The 18,896-nt window shown below is 50.1% G+C and carries 18 protein-coding genes; 14 read left to right on the top strand and 4 right to left on the bottom strand.

Features of this window, described 5'->3' with window-relative positions; translation table 11 throughout:
- Window positions 1–58: 58 nt before the first annotated feature.
- On the top strand, window positions 59–982 hold the full coding sequence (locus IFO68_RS20785) for a LysR family transcriptional regulator (RefSeq protein ID WP_192017688.1): 924 nt from the start codon (window positions 59–61) through the stop codon (window positions 980–982).
- A 600-nt stretch (window positions 983–1,582) separates the two neighbouring features.
- A complete protein-coding gene (locus IFO68_RS20780; protein WP_192017687.1) occupies window positions 1,583–1,765 on the top strand; it encodes a hypothetical protein in 183 nt (60 codons plus the stop codon).
- Between the two features lie 126 nt (window positions 1,766–1,891).
- On the opposite strand, the gene IFO68_RS20775 is transcribed toward IFO68_RS20780, so the two are convergent.
- Window positions 1,892–2,380, bottom strand: a complete 489-nt coding sequence (locus IFO68_RS20775) for a DUF2938 domain-containing protein (protein ID WP_192017686.1) — start codon at window positions 2,378–2,380, stop codon at window positions 1,892–1,894.
- 145 nt (window positions 2,381–2,525) lie between these two features.
- Here IFO68_RS20775 and IFO68_RS20770 point away from each other — a divergent pair, with 145 nt between their 5' ends.
- The 10 genes from IFO68_RS20770 to IFO68_RS20725 all read left to right on the top strand — a co-directional run bounded on the left by IFO68_RS20770 (window position 2,526) and on the right by IFO68_RS20725 (window position 15,024).
- Window positions 2,526–3,188, top strand: coding sequence for an ArsR/SmtB family transcription factor (locus IFO68_RS20770; RefSeq protein ID WP_192017685.1), 663 nt, complete (start codon window positions 2,526–2,528; stop codon window positions 3,186–3,188).
- Window positions 3,189–3,443: 255 nt separating this feature from the next.
- Complete coding sequence (locus IFO68_RS20765) at window positions 3,444–4,889, top strand: MFS transporter (protein ID WP_225445374.1); 1,446 nt, start codon at window positions 3,444–3,446, stop codon at window positions 4,887–4,889.
- A gap of 251 nt (window positions 4,890–5,140) precedes the next feature.
- The gene (locus IFO68_RS20760) at window positions 5,141–8,572 is read left to right on the top strand and encodes a non-ribosomal peptide synthetase (RefSeq protein WP_192017684.1); all 3,432 of its coding nucleotides are present in this window, start codon (window positions 5,141–5,143) and stop codon (window positions 8,570–8,572) included.
- On the top strand, window positions 8,569–10,203 hold the full coding sequence (locus IFO68_RS20755; RefSeq protein ID WP_192017683.1) for a GMC family oxidoreductase: 1,635 nt from the start codon (window positions 8,569–8,571) through the stop codon (window positions 10,201–10,203). The genes IFO68_RS20760 and IFO68_RS20755 overlap by 4 nt, the downstream gene beginning before the upstream one ends.
- Complete coding sequence (locus IFO68_RS20750) at window positions 10,190–10,966, top strand: thioesterase II family protein (protein ID WP_192017682.1); 777 nt, start codon at window positions 10,190–10,192, stop codon at window positions 10,964–10,966. The genes IFO68_RS20755 and IFO68_RS20750 overlap by 14 nt, the downstream gene beginning before the upstream one ends.
- A complete protein-coding gene (locus IFO68_RS20745) occupies window positions 10,963–12,099 on the top strand; it encodes an acyl-CoA dehydrogenase family protein (RefSeq protein WP_192017681.1) in 1,137 nt (378 codons plus the stop codon). Before IFO68_RS20750 ends, IFO68_RS20745 begins: the two co-directional genes overlap by 4 nt.
- A gap of 10 nt (window positions 12,100–12,109) precedes the next feature.
- A complete protein-coding gene (locus IFO68_RS20740; RefSeq protein WP_192017680.1) occupies window positions 12,110–12,991 on the top strand; it encodes a GNAT family N-acetyltransferase in 882 nt (293 codons plus the stop codon).
- A 2-nt stretch (window positions 12,992–12,993) separates the two neighbouring features.
- On the top strand, window positions 12,994–13,536 hold the full coding sequence (locus IFO68_RS20735; RefSeq protein ID WP_218386034.1) for a group II truncated hemoglobin: 543 nt from the start codon (window positions 12,994–12,996) through the stop codon (window positions 13,534–13,536).
- A gap of 10 nt (window positions 13,537–13,546) precedes the next feature.
- A complete protein-coding gene (locus IFO68_RS20730; RefSeq protein WP_192017679.1) occupies window positions 13,547–14,371 on the top strand; it encodes a metallophosphoesterase family protein in 825 nt (274 codons plus the stop codon).
- Between the two features lie 77 nt (window positions 14,372–14,448).
- Window positions 14,449–15,024, top strand: coding sequence for a flavoprotein (locus IFO68_RS20725; RefSeq protein WP_192017678.1), 576 nt, complete (start codon window positions 14,449–14,451; stop codon window positions 15,022–15,024).
- A gap of 89 nt (window positions 15,025–15,113) precedes the next feature.
- On the opposite strand, the gene IFO68_RS20720 is transcribed toward IFO68_RS20725, so the two are convergent.
- Window positions 15,114–16,052 (bottom strand): LysR substrate-binding domain-containing protein, encoded by a 939-nt coding sequence (locus tag IFO68_RS20720; protein WP_192017677.1) that lies wholly within the window; start codon window positions 16,050–16,052, stop codon window positions 15,114–15,116.
- Window positions 16,053–16,154: 102 nt separating this feature from the next.
- On the opposite strand from IFO68_RS20720, the gene IFO68_RS20710 reads away from it, so the two are divergent.
- Complete coding sequence (locus IFO68_RS20710; protein ID WP_192017676.1) at window positions 16,155–16,397, top strand: DUF1127 domain-containing protein; 243 nt, start codon at window positions 16,155–16,157, stop codon at window positions 16,395–16,397.
- A gap of 37 nt (window positions 16,398–16,434) precedes the next feature.
- Here the strand turns inward: IFO68_RS20710 and IFO68_RS20705 are convergent, their stop codons facing one another.
- Window positions 16,435–17,268, bottom strand: coding sequence for a LysR family transcriptional regulator (locus IFO68_RS20705; protein WP_192017675.1), 834 nt, complete (start codon window positions 17,266–17,268; stop codon window positions 16,435–16,437).
- A 105-nt stretch (window positions 17,269–17,373) separates the two neighbouring features.
- Here IFO68_RS20705 and IFO68_RS20700 point away from each other — a divergent pair, with 105 nt between their 5' ends.
- Window positions 17,374–18,252, top strand: a complete 879-nt coding sequence (locus tag IFO68_RS20700; protein WP_192017674.1) for an MBL fold metallo-hydrolase — start codon at window positions 17,374–17,376, stop codon at window positions 18,250–18,252.
- A gap of 46 nt (window positions 18,253–18,298) precedes the next feature.
- On the opposite strand, the gene IFO68_RS20695 is transcribed toward IFO68_RS20700, so the two are convergent.
- Window positions 18,299–18,896, bottom strand: a 598-nt coding sequence (locus IFO68_RS20695; RefSeq protein WP_272872740.1) for a transketolase-like TK C-terminal-containing protein, incomplete at its 5' end; no start/stop codon positions are given.

Raw genomic sequence — 18,896 nt, 5'->3', positions numbered from 1 at the left:
CGGAATCAGAGATTCGTTATATCGTTCACATTACGTGATACAGATCACAGAGGAAGACATGGTAGATCATTCATCAAAGATCACTCTCAAGATGCTTCGCTACTTCTATCAAGTTGCGACAGTCAAGCATTTCGGTAATGCGGCAAAAAAACTTCACATCTCCAATTCGCCATTAAGTGCACAAATCAAAGAGCTGGAACGAATCATTGGCAGCCCGCTGTTTATCCGCGATACAAGAACCGTCGAGCTAACCAATACGGGTCAATTACTCTTTGATGAGTGTCAAACCATTTTCAGAGTGTTTGATACTTCGGTTCGTAAAGTGATTGAGCAAGGTCGGAATGAAAACAAATCGTTGAATGTTGGGTTGATCAGTTCTTTCTTCTGGGCTGGACTGGGTGATGCGCTACGGAGCTTTAAAGAAGCTTACCCTGATTACGGTTTTCAGATCTTTGAGATGACGCCAGAGGAACAAAAATCGAGCCTAGATAAGCATAAGATCGATATTGGGTTAGTTCGGTTTGCCGACACCATCAATACCTCGCCGTTTACTGCAGAAAAGATGGTGGATGATGAAATGTGCGTAGTTGTCGCGAACAATCATACTTTCAAAGACAGAAAGATGATCTCTATTGAAGAGTTAAAAGATGAGCAATTTATCTTTATGCAAAGACAAGATTCGGCATCGTCAAAATTGATCGTCGATACTTTTTTAACGCATGGACACTATATCAATATTGCCCAAGAAGTGTATGAGCCGAATACTCTCGTTTCGATTGTAGCGAGTAGTAATTTGGTGTCTATTGTTCCAACTAGTTTTAGCTATCACCGTTGGAGCAATGTACATTTTATCAAGCTCAGAGAAAATCTACCGGCTCACTTATGTGCTTTGTATCGCGACAAGAATGACAATGCTGTTTTAACTGCTTTCTTCCAGCATGTCACCGACGAATTAATTCAATTTAAGAAGCATAGAGGATAATTGAGGTGTCATGAAAATTAACTTATTCGGCCATAGCGTAGAAGCCGACCGAGAGAACAAGGAGAGGGGATTCACAGTTACATCAACAGTAGGCCGGGTTCTTGATTCATTTTCACCGCTTCGCAGATATATTTGAGGAAAATAGTGGCAATAACATATTGTGTTTCGCCTTATTAAAACTAATCGTCCCTAACTACGTGGTTCTTCATGCATAAATTTGGCTGTTTGTTCTAACTCATCAATGTCCAAAAGCGATATATCCGTTTGAAATCTCTCTTATCACAGAGACAAATTCTTGGAAAAAAATTCTAGGTTTTTGGCACCTGGAGCATCCACAAGCGGCCCAACCAAACCATTTCTGATCATTTTTATGCCCACAGTCGGTGCGTATTTACACGGGTTGAATTGGTTCGGAAGTTTGGCTCGTCTTCCCACCACGCTCGAGCTTGAGAAGGCTCCCAAGCTCACGGTGTACCACAGCTCTGTTACTTTTATCAGACGTTGACTGAAAGATTGTGATGACGTTTTTGCCATACAAGGATCTCGCCTGGCGTCGTGGTGATCCGGGCAGTCGAGTCCGATATCCACATGATTGCAATCATGACACTCACAGGGAAACAATTGGTTCAGCGGTATCTGATGACTGGCAACAGTCACAGGAAGGCAGGGTGGCAACTGGCCGGTTATGCTCTTCAGCTACTTGGTGGCGTGTTGCTGATGGTGATCGGCGCATTGCTTATGAACGGGCAGGATGCCGGTATTTCTCCGATGTTTTCGCTGTAAGTGAAATTGGCCTCGCGCCAAGCTGAATCACTTGGCTGCCGTGAAAATATCAACCAGTTCTGATAAAGCCCCCGAATGGTTCGGGGGCTTTTTGCTGACTCTGTCTGTCCCGTCCTGAAATGGCATTCAATAAACTGACAATATTATCCCCGTTAAATATAACCCCACACCGTATGAGGTATGAGCCAGCAGGCTGCGTAACCTAGCGGTATTGGGCTGAGGGGTTTTTGATGCAGCGACGCCAGCCCCCATACCCGGTTGCATCAGGAAAAATGGCGCAACTACAGTCAGCACGCCCACAATTAAAGCGGGCAGTAAGGTCGGAGAGGCCGCCCATTCCAGTCCCCAGCCCCACAGCAGCACGGCGGCGAAGCAAATGCCTATCGCATAATGTGCCGTCCAGCCAAGCAGAGTTTCACCTGCGACGGGTTCTGCCTTGCCGATATTGGCGTGGGTGAATTGCCCTTTAGGGAAGTGCCCGATCCAACGGCCAACCATGGAATAGTTCAGAGAAGGGATCTTAAAACAGACTTTCAGGAAAAGTGCCCACAGGTCCATGACCAGGGTGGCGCCTATACCCAGAGCGATGGCGCGTAGAATGAAATCAGGTTCCATCTTGGTTCTCTCCTTGTTGGTTTATCGCAGGCTGCTGCGCGGTTAACTATAAAAATGTCAGCAAATGAGGCAGCGGCGGTATCAATCCACTGATAATGCTATATAATTCAATAAATCGATTGAATGATGGGGCAGTTAATCTTCTATGTCAATAATAAACAATCAGTATCATATTTATTCAGAGTTGGCTGACCTCGCCCGGCCTTTAGGAAACGCCCACCGGCTCATACTGCTGGAACATATCGCCCAAGGGGAAAAGTCCGTTGAAAAGTTGGCAGAACTGGCGGATCTGACTGTGGCAAACACGTCCCAGCACTTGCAGCAGCTCAAGCGAAATGGTTATGTCCAGACCCGCCGTGAAGGCAAGCATGTGTTTTATCGTCTCGCTGATGCGCCTGTTGTTGAACTCTTGATGGCATTGCGTCAGTTTGCCGAGTTTAATCACTCAGAGATCAGAATGCTGGTTAAAGGCACTTTGCATCATCAGCAGGATGTGGAAGCCATTTCGCGGGAAGAGTTACTGGTCCGAATGCAGGAAAACAGTGTGACTTTACTGGATGTACGCCCTGAAGAAGAATTCGAACAGGGGCACTTGCCCGGCGCTATCAATATTCCCCTTGGCGAGCTCGAAGTGCGACTGTCAGAGCTGCCGAAAGAGCAGGAAATTGTGGCCTATTGCCGTGGCCCTTATTGTTCGTTATCTATTACTGCGGTTAATGCGCTCAAAGAAAAAGGTTTATCTGCCCGCCGTTTAAACGATGGTGTACCTGAATGGAAAGCGGCCGGCTTTAAAGTCGATGCTACCTGATCAAAACTGAGTGTTTTAATGGTTTATAATGACATGGGTTTCCTATTGAGACAGGTTTCACACTGAGAGGGTTCGGTGAGAAACCTGTCTTTCTAAGTATCCAGAGTAAGCCCCCCGAATAAACATCCAGAATATCAGTTGAACGTTGACACATAGGTCATCCGTATCCTATGCTGAACATCAATCAATAATTCAATTGAATGATATTTTAAGGTTCAACAGACGTTCGTTGGCTATTTACATAAGGATTCCGGGATGACTCTCAAGGAACAACAGGATGCACAGGTGGCAATGGATACGGACCTGTCGTCTGCTTCTAAACTGGCTTTCCCCCTGCTGGCTGTGGTGCAGGCGACACTGATTTTCACCATTGTTATGATAGGCATTCCATTGCCGGATATAGGGCGTGAATTCGGGCTGCAGGCTTCAGATTTGCTTCTGGTCAGCACTGCATATGGGTTGCCTTTCAGCGGATTGTTGTTGTTCGGAGGCCGGTTGACCGACAGATTTGGCGGATTGAAACTATTCACAGTTGGCCTTTGTGTCTTTGGTCTGGCTTCTGCGGTTGCGGCTTTTTCAACCCACTTCAACATGATGGTTGCTATGCGCTTTTTGCAAGGAGTGGGTGCCGCTTTGACAGCACCTGCTGCTGTTGCTGTTTTGCGCACACTGTTTCCGGATCCGAGCGCTTTTATGAGAGCAATGGCAACATGGGGAGGCGTGTCTGTGCTTGGTGGTGGCGTGGGTTTTCTGGCCTCAGGCGTGGTAACGACCTGGGTTTCCTGGCGTTGGATGTTTGTTGTTCCTGTGATTATCGCCATTATCGGATTAATGGCTGTGAAATGGGTATTACCGAAAGACGAGGATAGCCAGACAGTTAAACATAAGATCGGGCTTGATCCTCTCGGCGCCTTGCTGGCTACACTGGGTATTTCCATTGGTAGCTATGGTCTGATAGCCAGCGGCGAACTGGGCTGGTCAACCCCTGTCGTTTTTGTCCCCGTACTGGTGGGCCTCTGTCTTATCGCCCTGTTTCTGGTCGCTGAACGGCGTGTCAATGATCCGTTGCTGCCAAAAGGGTTTATTGGTGAACCAAACCGTATCGTGGGGCTGGTGGGTATTCTTCTGGCTGCCGCCAGTATGGGTCTGGTCACTTTCCTGTTGTCCCTGTTCCTCCAGATTCAGCAAAACTGGACTCCGCTTGAAACAGCAGGCGCCTTTGTGCCTTATACCTTAACCTTACTGATCATGAATCAGGCGGCAAGCCGCATTGTCGGGCGTCTGGGGGCACTGAAAGTAACAATCAGCGGTTTAGTGATTGGTGCTGTCGGGTTAAGCCTGCTGGCGGGCATTCATCAGGAAGTCACCTATGTGTCAGGATTACTGCCGGGCATCGTTATTCTGACTTTGGGCACATCGCTCATGTTTTCGGGATCAGCTGTGTTGTCCACTATGAATGTCCCTCAGCATCAGGCCGGTCTGGCGGGAGGTGTGATGAATACTTCTATGGAATTAGGCCCCACATTCGGACTGGCTTCTTTGATGGTAATTACGGGCATAGCCTCTGATGTGGTCGGGGGATATAGTTTGGCGTTTGCTACAGCTGCGGGCATTTATGTAGCGGCAGCCTTGCTGGCATGGTTGATCACCAGGCGTCGATATCAATCGACAGTGCAAACAGCGAGTGAGCAATCAGGTTAGCCGTGATATGAAGCAATAAAGTGCTTAAAGAGCGACATCTCTAGTTGCTGTAAGTATTGTCTTTGATCACATATGTCACAGGCGCATAAAAAACAATCAATTGATTATTTGACCGAATAACATATCGCCTTCTAGTTTGTAACCTATCTACTTGTTGCATAGTAACGAGTAGATAGGTTTTTGCGTTTTAGATAATAACAATTTTATTAAATGCAAATATTGAAATACAAACTAAGGACACATGACCCATTATGAACGTTGATCAAGTTGGCAAACTACCCCTTAAAAAACAGGTCTTTAATAAACAGATAGTTAAAAAACATGGCCGCCTGTCATTCAGGCACGACAGGCAAGCGTCGCACGAAGCAGACCGGGAAGATGAATATCTTGATGCCCTGTACCGCGGGCAACTGCCCTTGCATCAGCCACCGGCCGAGCAAACAACCGCTGTTTCTGAACCACAGGAACAGCCATTAACAGACATCCAGTATGCGTATCTGATCGGACGGAATACAGGCCTGGAGCTCGGAGGATTATCCAGCAGTTACTATCTGGAACTGGATGTCGACGCTCTGGATGAGGAGCGTTTCAAGTATGCCGTGAATCAGATCATTGGCAGGCATGCCATGCTAAGGGCCGTTGCTGTATCTGGCGGCAAACAAAAAATTGTGCCGGCTTGCAGCCTGTATTGCATTAAATCAAAAGATATTAGTGCCTGGGAAGCTTCAGAGCAGGACACCTATCTCACCACACTGCGCCAAAGCATGGAAAAGCAACGGCTTACGCTAGACGAGGCGCCATCATTTGAAATACGAATCACCCGGTTAACGGAAAAGGCATGGCGTTTGCATTGCCATTTTGATCTCATGTTTCTTGATGTGATCAGTGTAAGGCTAGTGCTGAAAGATATCTGGCGTGAATATCAGCAGAAGGGAGATGCCACACCGGTAAAGTTACCGGATTTCCTGAATTATGTCGCCGCAGAGCGCATACTTCAGGGGGAGGCGCAGGGCCGGAACGACCAGCAATACTGGCTTGAACGCATTAATCATCTTCCCCCAGCGCCTGAACTGCCACTCAATATTTCCCCGCAACAAATTGAACACCCCAATATTCAACGCCTTTCCAGATTGTTACCTATGCAGACCTTAGCGTCATTAAAACAAGCTGCTGATAAGCATGGCCTGACAGCGGAAGCCTTGTTGCTGGGGTGTTATACCGAGGTCATTCGTCAGTGGTCAAAACGCCAGGATTTCACCCTGACACTGACTCAGATGGGACGCAGGCCTTACGAAGATGCGATTGACCAAACGGTAGGAAATTTTCTTCAGCCCCAACTATTGCCAGTCTCTTGTGTTGCGGAAAGTACTTTTTCAGAGCGGATGCTAGAAGTGCAAACCTTGCTTTATCAGGGAAAGTTGCATGCCTCATTTAATGGTATTCAAGTGTTGCGCGAGCTGACCAGTCGTAAACAGGAAAATCGCGCAATCTCAATGCCAGTAGTATTCAGTAATACATTGACCCCTGAATTAGCAGAGTGGGTGCCTGACTGGCGGGGACCAGACAGCAAGCAGGTGTATGCCAGCAATCAAACACCGCAGATCTGGCTGGAAAACCAGATCACCCTCGAACAGCAAGGTCTGGGAATTCACTTTAATTATGTGGATGGCTTGTTCCCGCCCAACCTGGCCGAAGACATGATGGACGCTTATCTGGAATTGCTGCATCAGGCTCTTTCAGATGAAGCTGTCTCAGATCAAGCTCTCTCAGAGCAAACAATCTGGCAGAAAACCGGCGCTGTGGTGAGCATTCCTGAATCAGACAGGGCAGAACGCCAGGCGGCGAATGACACTTTTGTTGATGTAAGCCCCAGGCTACTGCAGGACGGGCTGCTGGATGCGGCGAAAAATCGTCCGGATGCTGTTGCCATAGAGCAAGGTGATAACCATCTCACTTATGGCGAATTGGTTGACAAATCAACGCAACTGGCAGCGACCTTACGGGAATCTGCGCTTATTGAAGCCGGAGATATCATAGCGGTGTCCTTGCCGCAAGGGCCTGAACTGATCGTCGGTATTTTGGGGATCTTGCAGTCAGGCGGCGCCTATGTCTCGATAGATCCTGCTTTACCGCAACAAAGGAGACTGCAATTGCTGAACCGTTGTCAGGCCAAAGCGGTCGTGACCAGCACAGAGGTTTTCACCAACCCTGACGAATATCAGTCTTTTTTAAGAGTCGATCTGGATACCCTGCCGGACGACACACCTTTGGCAACTGTGTCACCCATTCAGTGCGCTGATGATCTGGCCTATGTGATTTTCACTTCCGGCTCTACCGGCGAGCCGAAAGGCGTCATGATTAGTCACAACAATGCCGTCAATACCCTTGAGGACATTAACCGTCGCTTCCAGGTTACAGCCGACGATGCCGTCCTTTCTATTGCACCGGCAGGGTTTGACTTATCTGTGTATGACTATTTCGGGGTGTTGGGTGCAGGTGGCCGTTTGGTGTTCCAGGCTGCAGATGCCCAGAACGATCCCAAAATCTGGTGTGAGACTCTGATTCATCACGGCATCACAATCTGGAACAGCGTTCCTGCCCCGGTCAAAGTGATGGTTGACAGGGCCAGTGATCTGCTAGCCAGCAGCAAGTTGCGACTGATTTTAATGAGCGGAGACTGGATTCCGGTGGATTTACCGGATGCGATCCGCAACGCACTGCCGGACGCTCAGGTAATCAGCCTTGGCGGTGCAACGGAAGGCTCCATCTGGTCTATCTGCTATCCCATTGAGCATGTTGAGCAAGACTGGGTCAGCATTCCGTATGGTAAGCCACTGGCCAACCAGCGCTTTCATGTGCTTAACGAGTGGCTGGAAGATTGTCCCAAATGGGGGATTGGTGAGCTGTATATCGCGGGTGAAGGGGTTGCTCAAGGCTACTGGGCCGATCCGGAGAAAACGGCGCAGCGATTTTTTACCCATCCGAAAACCGGAGAGCGTCTGTATAAAACAGGGGATTTGGGGCGCTATATCCAGGATGGCTTGATAGAAATTCTGGGCAGGGAAGATAACCAGGTGAAAATCAATGGTTACCGGGTTGAGCTGGGTGAAGTGGAATTTGCTTTGCTGGGTTTGCAAGCTGTCAACCATGTTGTGATTGATGCGCCGGCTCATCCTAAATCGGGACAACGGCAGTTGGTCGCCTATCTGGTACTGCATGAGAGCGCGGATTCTTATGACCATGAAACCCTGAAACAGCGCTGCAGGGAGCAGGTACAAAGTACCTTGCCACCCTATATGGTGCCCACTTACTTCGTTATTCTGCCTTACATGCCACTCACCGCAAACGGAAAGATAGATCGAAAAGCATTGCCGGCACCCTGGCCTGAAGAGCATGCACAGCCAGCAGAGAGCACCCCCGTTTCTGTTACGGAAAGCCGGTTGCTCAATCTCTGGCGGGATCTGCTTCAACATGATGATCTGGATGTGAATGCCGGGTTCTTTGATGTTGGCGGAGACTCGCTGATTGCCGTGGCGCTGTTAAGCACGCTGCGCGAAGAGTTCAAGGTCACGGCTGTACAGGAACAGGATCTGATCGAAGGCCTCTTCATGAACACCAGCATCCGTCAGTTTGCCCAGATTATTGAATCAATGAAACAACTGGATGGAGTCAGTCTGGGATGAGTGCTCTAGCCGAAGAACCACTGGCTCAGAGCCAGTTTGATTTCATCATTGTCGGTGGAGGGTCTGCGGGCTGTGTGCTCGCAGCCCGCCTGACGGAAGACAGCAATAAACGGGTGTTGTTGCTCGAAGCCGGACCCGAGTCAGATGCTCACCTTGCTGACAGTCCGCTTGCTGATGCATCACGTTTGGTGCTCGAAGGTTACAACTGGTCGTATCAAGCGCAATTAAAAGGCAGCCTTAGCCCGGCCTGTGACCTGGTTCGTGGTCAACAGAAGGAGACATATCCGCCTCCCTTTGACTACAGAGTGGGGAAAGTGCTGGGCGGATCATCAGCAGTGAATGGCGCCGTTGCACTGCGGACTTTTCCTCGTGACTTTGCGCGTTGGGCAGAGATGGGATGTCCGCAGTGGTCGTGGCAACACGTACTACCCTGGTATCGCCGTCTGGAAACCGATACGGATTTTTCTGGTGATGACCTGCATGGCGATCAGGGGCCTATGGTACTGCGTCGTCCCGACACAGACAGCTTGCATCCGTTAGATGTGGCTTTCTCTGTCGCCTGCCAGAAGCAAGGCGTTCCTTATGTAGAAGATTTGAATGCTGGCGAAGCACCCGGTATCGGTCCTGTACCTTCCAACGTTAAACAGCAGGCCCAGCGTTTGGATGCCTATCAGGCTTATCTGGCACCGGTTCAGGACAGACCGAACTTAACGGTACTGACAGATGTTCTTGTCTCTGCCATCAGGTTCAGCGGGACGGCGGTGTCAGGCATTGAAGCGATTTATCAGGGGCGCTGCCATAGCTTTGAAGCCAGTGAAGTTGTACTGGCAGCAGGAGCAATAGGCACCCCTGCTCTGTTACAGCGTTCCGGAATTGGTGATCCGGCCCACCTGGATTCCCTGAACATTCCTGTGCGGGTTGACCGGCCAGCCGTTGGCCGCAATTTGCAGGATCATGCCTCTCTGGTGATCTGGGCGCTTCCCAAAGCCGGTGTCTGCCGTCGTGGCTTGCCGTGGCGCCAGATTGCCGCCCGTATTTGCAGTGGTGCAGGTGAGGAAACCGATGTCCAGATTGGTCTGCTCAACAATGTCGAAAGTCATACCGTTCCCAAATTCAGGCACAGGCTTGAGTATCCCATGATCGTTGGCGCTTCTGCCATGCTGATGCAGCCTGCTGCGCGGGGACAGGTTTTTATCACCAGCCGCGAGGCAGAAGTGCTGCCATCTATCCAGCTCCCGTTACGTGAAAACGAGCAGGACGTTCACCGCATGGTAGGTGCTGTACGGCAAATGTGGCGCGCACTGCATGACCCGGATGTTGCCCGCTTTCTGGATGGGGTTCAGTTCTGGTCTGACGCCATGATTAACAGTGATCGTGTGATGTACAGCGCGGTAAAAAACATGCTCAACCCGGGCTGGCACGCATCCGGAACGGTTCGGATGGGGCCTGAACATAACCCGGATTGCGCGGCAGATCAGAACGGCAGAGTGTACGGGGTCAGTGGTCTGACTGTTGCCGATGCCTCACTGTTTCCTGTGATTCCCTCCATGCCGACCAATTTAACCACCATCATGGTAGCAGAGCGTATCGCGCATGCATTGAAAACAGGAGGCCTGGATGTCAGCAAATAAAAATCTGGTTGTGTATGCCTTCCCCCATGCCGGGGCCAGTGCCAATGTCTACCGCCCTTTCTGCCAGCTTCATCAGGACAAGGGGACGGCTGTTTTACATCCGGTTGAAATACCCGGACGTGGGATGCTGGGTCGTGAACCTGAGGTGACATGCCTGCAAACGCTGGCTGAAAAACTGGCAGATACCCTCTATAGCGATTTTCGGCATAAGCAGCAGCAGGGGATTCAGTGCTGGGCGACATTTGGCCACAGCTTCGGCGGTGTGCTCAGTGTAGCAGTCACAGACGTTATGCATAAAAAGTATGGGATCAAGCCTGTGTACAGCATGGTGTCGGGATCAGTCCCGCCCAGTGAGCAAGATACCGATGATTTGCACTTATGGTCGGATGAATCGCTGCTGCAAAAAATGCGTGAGGATCAGGGAACACCGAATACTGTGCTGAATGAACCGGCGCTGGCCAGGCGCTATGTGGCTCAGTTGCGCTGTGATTTTCTGGTGCGCAGTCAGTTTCCTTCGCTCAGGGATCTTCGAGTCGTGCAGCCCCTGCTGCTGGTGGCCGCATCGGACGATCCGCACGTTACTGAGGAGCAGCTTCAGAAGTGGCGGCAGCATACCTCGGAACGTACAAGCATGATCCGGGTGGATGGCGATCATTTTGCGGTTTACCGGCACTGGCCTGTGATTCAGCAGGCAATGGATACCGAAGCCTCATTAAGGCTGGCGGCGGAAAACAAAATGGACAGTTGGAGTGTGTTTCAGTGAGTACAACCACAGATGAGCTAAAGGAATTCCGGCTGTCTTGCCGGGAGTGTTTTGACCATTACGCGAAGCCCCATCTTGAAAAATGGGAGATGCAGGGCCTGGTTGACCGCGATTTCTGGCAAACCATGGGAGCGCATGGCTTGCTGGGTATGGGCGTCAGCCAGGAGCTGGGAGGAAAAGATAAATCAGATTATCGCTACGCGCTGGCACTCACTGAAGAAATGCTGGCTATTGGAATGACAGCGCCGATTGTGATTTCCCATAACGATGTGATTGCCAGCTATATCAACCAGTTTGCTTCCGAAGAGCAGAAACAGCGCTGGTTACCGGATTTGTGCAGTGGCCGTCGGATTGCCGCCATTGCCATTACCGAGCCAGGCGGTGGCTCAGATTCGGCCGGGATGAGCACGGAAGCAACAGCAGACGGCGATAACTATGTGCTCAATGGCCGTAAAGCGTTTATCACCAATGGCGTGAATGCAGATCTGTTCATCGTCGCTGTGAAGACTGACGCCGGGCCGCGAGGGCAGGGAATCAGCCTGATGGTGGTGGAAAAAGGCATGGCTGGTTTTTCTCAGGGTGAAGCGCTGAAAAAGCTGGGATGGCATGCCAGTGATACGGCGAACTTAGCGTTTGATCACTGTGTTGTGCCAAAAAGTAACCTGCTCGGACGTGAAAATCTTGGCAGTTATTACTTTATGACAGGAATGACACGCGAACGCTTAAGTATCAGTACCGTGGCGGTGGCAAGCGCGGAAATCATGATGGCAGAGACGCTGACTTACGTTAAGCAGCGCAAGGCGTTTGGTCAGCCGATCGGTGCGTTTCAGTACAACCGCTTTTTGCTGGCGCAACTGGATACTCAAATCAAAGTCACCCGCAGCTATCTCAATGATGCCATTGAACGTTTTAATGCGGGATCGTTAAGTCTGGAAGATACAGCCCGACTGAAATGGTGGGCAACAGAAGTGCAGAACAAAGTGGCGGATGAATGTCTGCAACTGCATGGCGGCAGTGCTTATATGAGCGATTCGTCGATCGGCAAATTGTGGGTCAACAGCCGGGTTCAGAAAATTTATGGCGGCACCAGTGAAATCATGCTGGAAGTCGTCAGTAAATCCATGGGGCTTTAGAGAGGAAATAATGGATATCGTAAAAAACAAAACGGAAACATCCAACAGCGTCTGGCATGTAGAACACGCTACTCTGGCGGAATGGCAAGCGGTGATGGCGTGGGCAAAAGATGAAGGCTGGGATATGGGCATTGGTGATGCCAACGCCTTTTTTGAGGTTGATGATCAGGGCTTTTTTATCGGTTATTTGGGTAAAGAGCCTGTCGCTGCGATGTCAGTTGTTAATTATTCGTCCAGCTTTAGTTTCCTCGGGCACTATTTGGTTTCCCCGGCGTACCGTGGGCAAGGCTATGGCCTGAAGTTATGTCAAACTGCGTTCTACCACGGTGGGGACCGTTGCATGGGACTGGATGGCATGCCGGTCCAGGTTGATAACTATGCCAAATGGGGGTTTGCAGGGGACAGGAATAATCTGCGCATGGTGGGCCAGGTCCAGCAGGATTACCATTGCCCCGATAATATTGCGTTGGTACAGGCTGCGGATATCGACGATCTCATCGCATACGATAAAAGCTGTACGGGTACCGACCGCAGTGCCTTACTGAAACACTGGTTCATCGGGGAAAAACGTTACGGCTTCATTTGCCGAACCGGTCAGGAAGTGACGGGTATTATCGGCGTTCGTCAGTCGCAAGACGGTTACCGGCTTGGTCCGTTGTTCGCTAATTCTCCCGAACTGGTGGAATCTCTGTTCGTCGCGGCATTATCCGCTGTACCGCAGGGGAGACAAGTCACATTAGATGTCCCTGAAAAAGCAGATCCAACGTTGATCAAGCTGGCAGAAAAGCATGGATTTGAATCCATCTTCCATACACTTCGTATGTATCGCGGCGAGCCGCCGAAAGAGCAGGAGCACAAGGTTTGGTGCATTGCGTCATTGGAGCTTGGTTAATCATGAGTGAAAACACTATGACAGAAACTATGACAGAAACCATGGCTGAGAACGTTGAGACAGCTGAACAAGGCCAAGCGATGAGTACATCAACACCCACATTGCTGGAGTGGATGGGGGGACGCGACGCGATCCGTCACTTGCTGCAAGTGTTTTACGCAAAAGTCGAAAAAGATGACTTACTTCAGCCCCTTTTTCAGCATATGCCGCCAGATCACCATGTCCATGTTGCTATGTGGTTTGAAGAAGTCTTTGGCGGTGAGCCCCTGTATACCAATGACAGAGGAGGGTTCAAAAATATGATCCGCAAGCACAGGGGGCGTTCGATTCAGGCGGAACAGCGTGATCGTTGGGTATCTTTGATGATGCAGAGTGCGGATGAAATTGAACTGCCAAGTGATCCGGAATTCCGGTCAGCGTTTACGGCATACATAGAGTGGGGATCTCGCAGGGCAATGGCTAATTCACAACCGGGCGCTAAGCCTTCGAAGCGAGATACCGTGCCCAGATGGGGATGGGGAGAAGCGCCTCCGGGCACACTTTAGGAGCAAAGCTATGTTGGTGGCTGTCAGTGATTTGCATGTCTCTCACCCGGAAAACAGGCGGGCTGTAGAAGCACTGTGCGCTGGACATTGCGAGGATTGGCTTATTCTGGGTGGTGATGTGGCCGACGATCTCACCGATTTTGAGTGGGTTATTCGATTGGTCGCCGCGCGGTTTTACCGGGTCATCTGGGTGCCCGGTAATCATGAGCTTTGGTGTACACCCAAAGAGCCAATGGCGTTACCCGGTGAAATGCGATATCGCCAGCTTATCGAGATTTGTCACCAATATGGCGTCCTGACCCCGGAGGATGACTATCCGGTTTATACCGCTGAGAATGGGCAATCATTTTTGATTGCCCCTATTTTCACCTTGTATGACTACTCGTTTCGCCACCCTTCTGACTTCACGCCAGAGCAGGGGTTGGAGAGAGCAAGACGGGCAGGTGCGGTTTGCTCAGACGCGTTTTTTCTCAAAACGTATCCCTATCCGGATATCCGAAGCTGGTGTACCGAGCGTGTTCAGTACACAGAAGCCCGACTGAATGCAGTATCGGGACAGCTTCCCATGATATTTATCAATCATTTTCCAATGCTGCAGGTCCTGACTCAGTCTGTGCAACCGCAGGAGTTTTCAATCTGGTGCGGCACACAACAGGTTGCATCCTGGTTAAGCCGTTATCCGGTCTGCCTTGTCGTGTACGGGCATCTTCATATGCATGGTTCCACGGTACTGGAAGGAATACCGCATGTTGAAGTGTCTTTAGGTTACCCGAAAGACAGACATGGCCGTGATGCGTCCGGCATGTTAACGGTACTCGACACACTCTTGATGTAAGGCTTCAGATCGAACAGCACTACAGAAATGTTGAGCTGTGTCAGGGACAGATTCGGCAATAATTAAGGAAATCAAATATGGACAAGCTCCAGAACCAACCAACAGCAAAGCCTAAGATACTGATCGGAGCATCAGGTTCTGTGGATATTATGTTGTTGCCAAAGTATTTACAGGCGATCAAAGGGGGAATTGATTGTGAACTGACCGTTCTGATGACACCGACGGCAGAAACATTCATACCCGCATCCAGCATGGCATTGTATTGTGACCGGGTGATCGCGGGTGAGCAGCCCCGGGACTGGCCGACGGATAAACCTTCCCGGATCGTCGCCGATCATGATGTGCTGTTTGTGATGCCAGCCACAGCAAATACACTTGCGACTGCGGCACAGGGTGGTGCGACCAATCGGTTGACGACCGTGATCCTGGCAGCGGATTTTCCCGTGTGCTTTTTGCCCGTGATGGGAGCCGTAATGTGGAAGAAGCCGGCGGTTCAGCGCAATGTCCAGCAACTGCGAGAAGACGGTTATGACGTGGTTGAACCGGTTTGGCATGAGAATTTTGATGCGTCGCTCAGTCGTATGGTTGGTCATCCCTCGTTACCTGCTCCTGAAGCTGTCATTGCCCTGTTACAGGCGGCGCTGAAAAAATAGCAGGTAGTAAAATGTTCAGGCAGAGGCAGAGGCAGAGGCAGTGACAGAGATAGCGAACAGTACTTGTTATCCCCCCTTGTTTACTGCCTTCATGCTTCTTTGATAACCAGATCGGCAGGCCGAGTGTGCTGAAACGCTTCTGCCTGCCGGCGAATCCAGTCACTGAATAACCGGATCTTTTCACGTTTAAAATAACCTTCCGGTGCACATAGGAAATAACTGTAATTGGGCCGTACCGCAATGTTACCGATACGCACCAGGGTGCCATCTTCGACAAATCGGTGAGCCAGGCTGTGCCGAGCCAGTGCAACGCCCTGCACTGACAACGCCCCTTCAAGCACATAGCTGGCGCCATCGTATACCAATGAGGTGGAACCACCTTTAACGCCAACAATCGACATCCAGCGTTCCCAATCCATATCCGGTAAAAGATCACCAATCAGATGAGCATCTTGTAAGTCCTCAACCGCAAAAATCTGATGTTCTTTCTGATAAATCGGATGGCAGACGGGGTAGAGCAAGTCATCCATCAGCCACTGACAGGTTAAATTCGGATAGCAGCCTTCACCGTATCGGATGCAGAGATCTAACGAAGATTGCTCAAAATCCACCAGTTCATTTTTCGACTCAACTAACACAGAGATGTCTGGATGATCCGAACGAAATGCTGTCATGCGAGGTACCAGCCAATGGACAGAAAAAGAGGGCAGTGTCGACAGGGATAAACGTTGGGGTTCCGGGTCATTGTTGATCAGCCAAACGCCATTCTGAATGTGTTTGAAGCCTTCCTGACTGTGCTCAAACAGAGTCTGACCTTCCGGGGTTAGTACCACTCGCCGGTGCTGGCGGTAAAACAAGGCGGTACCCAACCAGTCCTCCAATAACCGGATTTGCTGGCTGATGGCAGCCGCAGTGACATGCAGGTGCTCGGCAGCGGCTTTAAAACTGCCGTAATGTGCCGCCTGATAAAAATAATATAAACCCTGTAATGGTGGCATACGGTGTCGGAGTTCATTTGGCGATGACATTAGTTTTCCTTAACTGACTGTCAGGATCTATCGTTTGAGGAACGGCTGACTCTGGTCGAAGATAAATCTATCTTTCGATGATGATAGGTGGTTGATATGGGGATGACAACATATAAGCTTGCGTTTACCGCGAGCAGAGAAGTGGTGAATATGATTAAGTCTGGCTTTTCTTATTATCGACGCTGGCGTCAGCGGGAGCGTGACTTACGCCACTTAAGTGAATTACCTGACTATTTACTGGATGATATAGGGCTGGATCAGAATATTGTCGACGCAGAACTGCGAAAATCTTTGACTGATGGAAAAGAGATACGGCGACAGGTTTTCAGGCGCAGTGGCGGGTAGCCCAGAATACTGGGCTGAATCACCAGTGTCTGGTTGGTTAGGGTCTCATCGCTGAAAGCAGAAAGTCGATGAGCACTTTAACTCTTTGAGGCAGTAGCCGACGTTGCTGATAAATCAGAAACAGCGGTAAGGAGGGTAAAGGTACAGGCGGAGGAACGGCTTTCAAGGCAGATGATTGCAAGCTGCTTTGGCAAAGCGGCAATGGCAGTAGTGCGATACCAGTACCAGACAGACATAAGGATAACGACTGTTCCAGATTGGAAGAACGAATGGCTGGGTTTTGGCCGCTGAACGGGCTAAGGCCAAGCGGGTCATGCAGTTCGACGTTATGCCATTCACTGATTGGCGCATGTTTTTCCAGCCACTCAGGGCTGGCAACCAGTAGCATCTCGGCCGGTGGCAGCGGTCTGGCTATAAGTTCAGTATTGACAGGATCTTTGCCTCTGATGGCAATATCAATCCGGTGTTCAGCCAAATCCAGCACATCATCTTTTGATACTAATTCGATGCGAATTAGCGGGTATTTGTGGTGAAAAGACTGTAACAATGAGAGAAAGTGTGCATTTGGTAAACTTGCCGGTACGGATAAACGGATGGCTCCTGCCAGTGTTGCTGCCTGCGTAAATTGTGCCCCTGCCGCCTCTAATGTATTTAAAGCTGTTTTGCAGGCCAGCAGGTATTGTTCGCCTTCTGGCGTTAAAGAGACATGCCGTGTATTTCTCAGAAATAACCGGACACCTAATTGTTTTTCCAGTTCGTTTATCCGTGCGCTGATTGTTGCTCTGGGTACGTTCAGGCGCCTCGCTGCTTCTGAGAAGTTTAAACATTCAGCGACCAGTATAAAGCTGTTAAAAGGGGCGAGTAAGTTCATTGTCTAAAATAATCAGCCAAGTTGTATCGAATATCTCATATTTTTTACCACTAAATCTCAGCGTATTCTTCACTTATTGTCGATGAACAGTAAAAAGGAATAAAAATGAGATTTGAACGGGTTGCGATTGCTGCTGCTATGGTTATGAGCTTGCCCATAGCTCAAGCAAATGAGTTGAATATACAGTGGTTGGGTGGACCAACAATGCTGATTGAGTTTGGAAACATACAATTACTGACAGATCCTATGTTGGGTGAAGGAGAGAAAGCTTACCGAATGGCGGATCCTAATGAAGCGTTTGATCTTAAACAAGGCCCAAATGTGAAGGATCATGCTCGATTAGCCCCTTTGCCTGATTTCGATCTCCAGCAGGTCGATGCTGTACTGATCAGTCATACGCATGAAGACCATTTTGATCAGGTGGCGCGTGATATTTTGCCTAAATCCTTACCTGTGGTGATACCTGAGTCTGATATTGCTTTAATGTCTTCGCTGAAGTTCAGCAACAGTCAGGCGTTAATCTGGGGGGATACTTGGCGATTAGAAGATGGCAGCCATAAAGTTACGATAACGGCTATACCTGCTTATCATACGCTAGCACCAGCAATGGAATCGTTGCTGGGCCATGGTAATGGTTACTGGATGACTTTTGAGCAGGGCGACTGGCGAAAATCACTTTACTGGAGTGGCGACAGTTTCATGACTCCAGAATTGATCAGTACGGTACGTAAATTGGGTCAGCCAGATGTATTTGTGCCTCATGTCGGCAGGGTAGGGACAACCGGACCGCTGGGAATGATATCAATGGGTGCGCAGGAAGTTAGGGAGGCAATTTTGCAGTTGCAGCCGGGAAGAACGTTGCCGATTCATCACTCTACCTATGCGCTGTATCTTGAACCTGTCAGCGTATTAGTAGAATTAGCAAACCAGAGTCAATTACCAGTAGATGTGGTATCCGAAGGTGGTGTATTGACCTACAGATAAAAAAAAGCCAGTCCGCAGACTGGCTTTGGGTGCGTGTCTGGTTAACTTACGCCAGCAGCTCTTTCGCTGTGCTGACCACGTTTTCAGTGGTGAAGCCGAACAGCTTGAACAGCTCACCAGCCGGGGCCGATTCACCGAAGCCGGTCATGCCGATGATGCGGCCGTCAAAGCCCACGTACTTGTACCAGAAGTCGGCAATACCGGCTTCGATAGCGATACGGGCGGTCACATCCGATGGCAGCACAGACTCGCGGTAAGCGGCGTCTTGCTTGTCGAATGCATCGGTTGATGGCATAGACACCACGCGCACCTGCTTGCCTTCGGCGCTCAGCTCGGCCGCTGCGTTCACAGCCAGCTCTACTTCAGAGCCGGTAGCAATCAAAATCAGCTCAGGCTTGCCGGCGCAGTCTTTCAGGATGTAACCACCCTTTGCGATATCCGCAACCTGCGCGTCGTTACGCTCCTGCTGAGCCAGATTCTGACGCGAGAAGATCAGCGCTGACGGTGCGTCTTTACGCTCAATGGCCAGTTTCCAGGCCACGGCAGATTCAACCTGGTCACACGGACGCCAGGTGCTCATGTTCGGGGTCAGGCGCAGCGAAGCGATTTGCTCCACCGGCTGGTGCGTCGGGCCGTCTTCACCC

The sequence above is a fragment of the Photobacterium arenosum genome, from assembly GCF_014841115.1.
GTDB lineage: Bacteria > Pseudomonadota > Gammaproteobacteria > Enterobacterales > Vibrionaceae > Photobacterium > Photobacterium arenosum.
This window is presented reverse-complemented; position numbering and strand designations above follow the sequence as displayed.